Source organism: Texas Phoenix palm phytoplasma (genome assembly GCF_005774685.2).
GTDB lineage: Bacteria > Bacillota_I > Bacilli_A > Acholeplasmatales > Acholeplasmataceae > Phytoplasma.
On sequence record NZ_VBRA02000015.1, the window covers coordinates 1 to 4,446 of the forward strand.

The window sequence follows — 4,446 nt, forward strand, 5'->3', positions numbered from 1 at the left end:
GCCAGCGTGGCTGTTAAGTAGCCAAGATGCTGATACCTGATGTACTGTGGCTTGAAACAAATCATTTTTTTAACTGAGATGGAATTTTCACCCCAGTGTCAAAATATTTATTTAATTTTTCTAATAAAATTGAGAGAGCTGTTAGAATCTTTTTATTATGTAGCTGATAGGAATGAATGATGAACAGTTATTTTTTCTTTGAAAATAAAGCATTTTTCAACAGTTTATAACAAAATAATTTTTTTTTATCTAAAAAAATGAAAATTAAAAATAGCCCTTTTAAAATATATCAGGCTTACCCTTCTAATTTTAGAACTTATTAAAAATACAGTATCCAAATTTTTCCAGATTTACAAATTATCACTTTGAATTAAAATTATTATTAATCAAATCTTGAGTTTGATACAATAGTAGGTATTAAAGATAACGACATACAATAAAATAAATAAAAATTAACAGGATTTTCTGGTAAAAAGAACTATGAGTTGATACAGTACAATAGCTTTAGCAATTAAACAAACTTTTTTTTGCAAAAGAAGTGCATGAAAAAATAGCTTTGCACAAAATATGTCTTTCCTTTATTCTAAATGATAAATATTAGATAACTAAAATTTCAACTACTTACTTTCTGATTATTTTCATTTGTAACATAAGCAATTTTTTTTTTTTGCTTCCATAAATTCTTTTCTTCTTCTCTATATCAAATGCAAAATTTATTATTTACTGATACTATTTTGCCTCTTATCTTTAAAAATCTTTTGTTTTAGTTAATGCTATGAGTAGAGATTTGTTTTAGACAAGAACGTGTTAATTAGCTAATTATAATTTTAAAAGATTTTATACATTATTGTTTTTTATTTTCTTTGAGTAAGTTTTTTTGATAAATTAATAATTTTCAAAATTTTGTTAGCCAAACAAAATATTTTATATAAATATGTGAAAGGATTTATATTGAAAATTTTACTTATAAATGATGTGGAACTGGTTATTATGGTTATCAAAAACAAACAAACCAAGATTATTCAGTGTTGTCTTATTTAAATTAACAAATATCTTGTTATATTATGCATCATGCTGAAGGTCAGTTACATTTTTCTTATCATTTTTATTTTGAATGTAGTTGCACCCTTATTTAAATAAAATTTTACCTGAATCTGTTAAAATACTGACATAAAATTATAAATACAATTTTTTCATAGCGCGTTGTGGTCTGAATCGTGGCCTCATAGTCATGTTTTTTTTCTTCTAAAACCTTAAATCCTTTTAATATTGTCTGTGCCTATTTGACTTACATTTGAAAAATTTTCAGCTGGGCAGTTTATGAACATGATTTTCATTTACTAATAAAGATAAAAATAAACAATAAAGGCTTTATCGTTCTTTTTTGCAGAAACAGAAGAAAATACATTTTATTTTTCATTGAAAAAGGTTTTTTGTAATGATTTTATTTTAGTTGATTTTATCTCAAATTGAAAAACAAAGTTATTTAACTGAATTGCACATACACAAATTTACTGTGTTGCTAGCTGTATCTCACAAAGGTTTATATTTTAAGTAAAATTTCTTTTATTTAAAACAAAGAAAGAAGAATAATAACAATGTTTATTCTTTGAAAGGTGTGAGAATTATTGTGAAAAACTACTTTCTTATTTAAAATTATCCAATAATTATGAAGTTATTTTACCAGGTTTGGAGATGGAATTTTCACCAGTGTTTATTTTTATTTAATTTTTTCTAATAAAATTGATATAATACAGTAGACAGGTGTAAAGCTGACAGAAATGAACATTTACGAACAGTTATTATTCCTTCTTTGGAAATAGTTGTTGTGATCGATATTTAGATTCTTCTATTGTTTATCAAGGATTGTTATGGAGCAGCTGTGGCTAAAAAAAAAATTAATTATAAAGCTTTTAAATTACCAAATATTACTTTTTATTTAGATTTAGATCCTAAAATAGCATTAGAAAGATTATATAAAAAATAGAAAAGATAAGATAGAATATTTCGATTTAAAAGATTTACATAATAGAATAAGACAAGGATATTTCACAAAGATTTAAATATCCTTGTCTTATTCTATTATGAAATTGTAAATCTTTTAAATCGAAATATTCTATCTTATCTTTTCTATTTTTATATAATCTTTCTAATGCTATTTTAGGATCTAAATCTAAATAAAAAGTAATATTTGGTAAATTTAAAAAAGCTTTATAATTAATTTTTTTTAGCCATTTTTCTTCTGCTCCACCAACAAATCCTTGATAAACAATAGAAGAATCTAAATATCGATCACAAACAACAATTTTTTTATTTTCCAAAGAAGGAATAATAACTGTTCGTAAATGTTCATTTCTATCAGCTGCATATAATAAAGATTCTGTAATTATATCAATTTTATTAGAAAAATTAAATAAAATATTTTTTATTTTGGAATTGAAAATTCCATCTCCCGGTTCCTTGGTTAAAATAACTTCATAATTATTAGATAATTTTTTAAATAAAAATTTTGATAAAGTAGTTTTTCCTGTAGATTCTCCACCTTCAAAAGAAATAAACATTGTTATTATTCTTCTTTCTTTGTTTTAATAAAAAATTTTACTTAAATATAAACCTTTAGCGGGAGCAGCAAAAGAACACTTTTGATTTGTATTCAAATTATTGTATCTATTAATTCAGTTAAACTTTTTGTTTTTTTCCAATTTGAATTAAAAATCCAACTAAAATAAAATCATTTTTTAAAAACCTTTTCCATGAAAAAATAAAAATATATTTTCTTCTGTTTCTGCTAAAAAAGAACGATAAATTTTTTTTATTGTTGATTTATTTTTATCTTTATTATTAGTAAATAAAGAAAAATCATGTTTACCTTCGCAAAAACATATTGCTTTAGAAATTTTTTCAAAATCAATAGAATCAAAATAAACTTTTAAACAATAATTAAAAGGATTTAAAGGTTTTTTAGAAAAAACATATTTATAAATTTTTGATTTAGAATTATAACGCGCGTGAAAATTATTATTTACTAATTTTATATCAATTATTTTAATAGATTCAGGTAAAATTTTATTTAAATTAAATTTTAATACATTTTCAAAAATAAAAAATGATAAAGAAAAATGAACAACTTGACCTTCAGCATGAACACCTTTATCTGTGCGACTAGCAGCAAAAGTTTTAATTGGTTTTTTTGTTAATTTAAATAAAGATTTTTCCAAAACCGACTGAATAGTAATTAATTTGGTTTGTTTTTGTTTTTGATAACCATAATAACCAGTTCCATTATAACTCAAAATCATTTTATAAGTAAAATTTTTCAATATAAAAAATCCTTTCACTATTTATATAAATATTTTGTTTAATTTAATAAAATTTTGAAAAATTATTAATTTATCAAAAAAAACTTATCAAAAAAAATAAAAAAACAATAATTAATATAAAATAATCTTTTTTTAAAATTTTATAATTAGCTAATTTAGTACGTTCTTGTCCTAAAACAAATCCTCTACTTTCCATAGCATTAGCTAAAACAAAAGATTTTTTAAAAGATAAAATAAAAATAGGTATCAATAGAGAAATTAAATAATAAATTTTTATTTGATAGAAGGAAAAGAATTTATAGAGCAAAAAAAAAAAATTGCTATTGAATTGATTTATGAATTTTTGAAAACTGAAAACCAATCAGAAAAAATTAAGAAATTGGATTGAAAAATTTTAGTTATCCTAATATTTATCATTTAGGAATAAAAGATGAAGAAATCAAAAAGAACATATTTTGAATATGCAGTAATATTTTTTCATACTTCTTTTGCAAAAAAAAAAAAGTTTGCTTTAATTGCTAAAGCTGAAAATATATCAAGCTTCTCATAGTTTGCTTTATTTTTTAGAAAATCCTGTTAATGAAAATTTTTTATTTATTTTATTAACTAGTAATCGTTATCTTTTAATACCTACTATTGTATCAAGAGCTCAAGTTTTTTCTTTAGATTTGATTAATAATAAAAATTTTAATTTAGAAAGTGATGATTTTTTAATTAATAAATCTGATAAAGAAAATTTGGATTATTATTTAATTTTTTTATTTAATCGTTCTAAAATTAGAGAATCAAATTTTGTATTAAGTTCATATTATTGTAATTTTAAAAAATTTTTTTTGTTTTTTTTGGATAATTTTCCATTTTAGATAAAAAATTATTTTTATTTATAAGAAATATTTCAGAAGAATGTAAAATTTTTTAAAGATTTTTATTTATTTTCCAAAGAAGGAATAATAACTGTTCGTAAATGTTCATTTCTATCAGCTTTTACATAAATAAAGATTCTGTAATTATATCAATTTTATTAGAAAAAATTAAATAAAATATTTTTATTTGGAATTGAAAATTCCATCTCCCGGTTCCTTGGTTAAAAAAATGATTTGTTTCAAATTTTTTTAATTTCATCAGG

Annotated in this window: 5 protein-coding genes; 2 read left to right on the forward strand and 3 right to left on the reverse strand. The window is 21.2% G+C overall.

Annotation, left to right across the window (positions count from 1 at the left end; genetic code table 11):
* Nucleotides 1-1,852: 1,852 nt before the first annotated feature.
* Nucleotides 1,853-1,987, forward strand: coding sequence for a hypothetical protein (locus FEF22_RS02200; RefSeq protein ID WP_246833717.1), 135 nt, complete (start codon nt 1,853-1,855; stop codon nt 1,985-1,987).
* A 34-nt stretch (nt 1,988-2,021) separates the two neighbouring features.
* On the opposite strand, the gene tmk is transcribed toward FEF22_RS02200, so the two are convergent.
* The 3 genes from tmk to FEF22_RS02075 all read right to left on the reverse strand — a co-directional run bounded on the left by tmk (nt 2,022) and on the right by FEF22_RS02075 (nt 3,570).
* The gene (gene tmk, locus FEF22_RS02065) at nt 2,022-2,561 is read right to left on the reverse strand and encodes a dTMP kinase (protein WP_210352291.1); all 540 of its coding nucleotides are present in this window, start codon (nt 2,559-2,561) and stop codon (nt 2,022-2,024) included.
* 177 nt (nt 2,562-2,738) lie between these two features.
* The gene (gene truA / locus FEF22_RS02070) at nt 2,739-3,320 is read right to left on the reverse strand and encodes a tRNA pseudouridine(38-40) synthase TruA (protein ID WP_246833718.1); all 582 of its coding nucleotides are present in this window, start codon (nt 3,318-3,320) and stop codon (nt 2,739-2,741) included.
* Nucleotides 3,321-3,393: 73 nt separating this feature from the next.
* A complete protein-coding gene (locus tag FEF22_RS02075; protein ID WP_210352292.1) occupies nt 3,394-3,570 on the reverse strand; it encodes a hypothetical protein in 177 nt (58 codons plus the stop codon).
* Between the two features lie 265 nt (nt 3,571-3,835).
* Here FEF22_RS02075 and FEF22_RS02080 point away from each other — a divergent pair, with 265 nt between their 5' ends.
* On the forward strand, nt 3,836-4,183 hold the full coding sequence (locus tag FEF22_RS02080; protein ID WP_210352293.1) for a hypothetical protein: 348 nt from the start codon (nt 3,836-3,838) through the stop codon (nt 4,181-4,183).
* The last annotated feature ends 263 nt before the right edge of the window (nt 4,184-4,446 follow it).

Coding starts and splice junctions, on each gene's coding strand:
- tmk (WP_210352291.1), bottom strand. CDS start 2,561: ATGTTTATTTCTTTTGAAGGTGGAGAATCTACAGGAAAAACTACTTTA.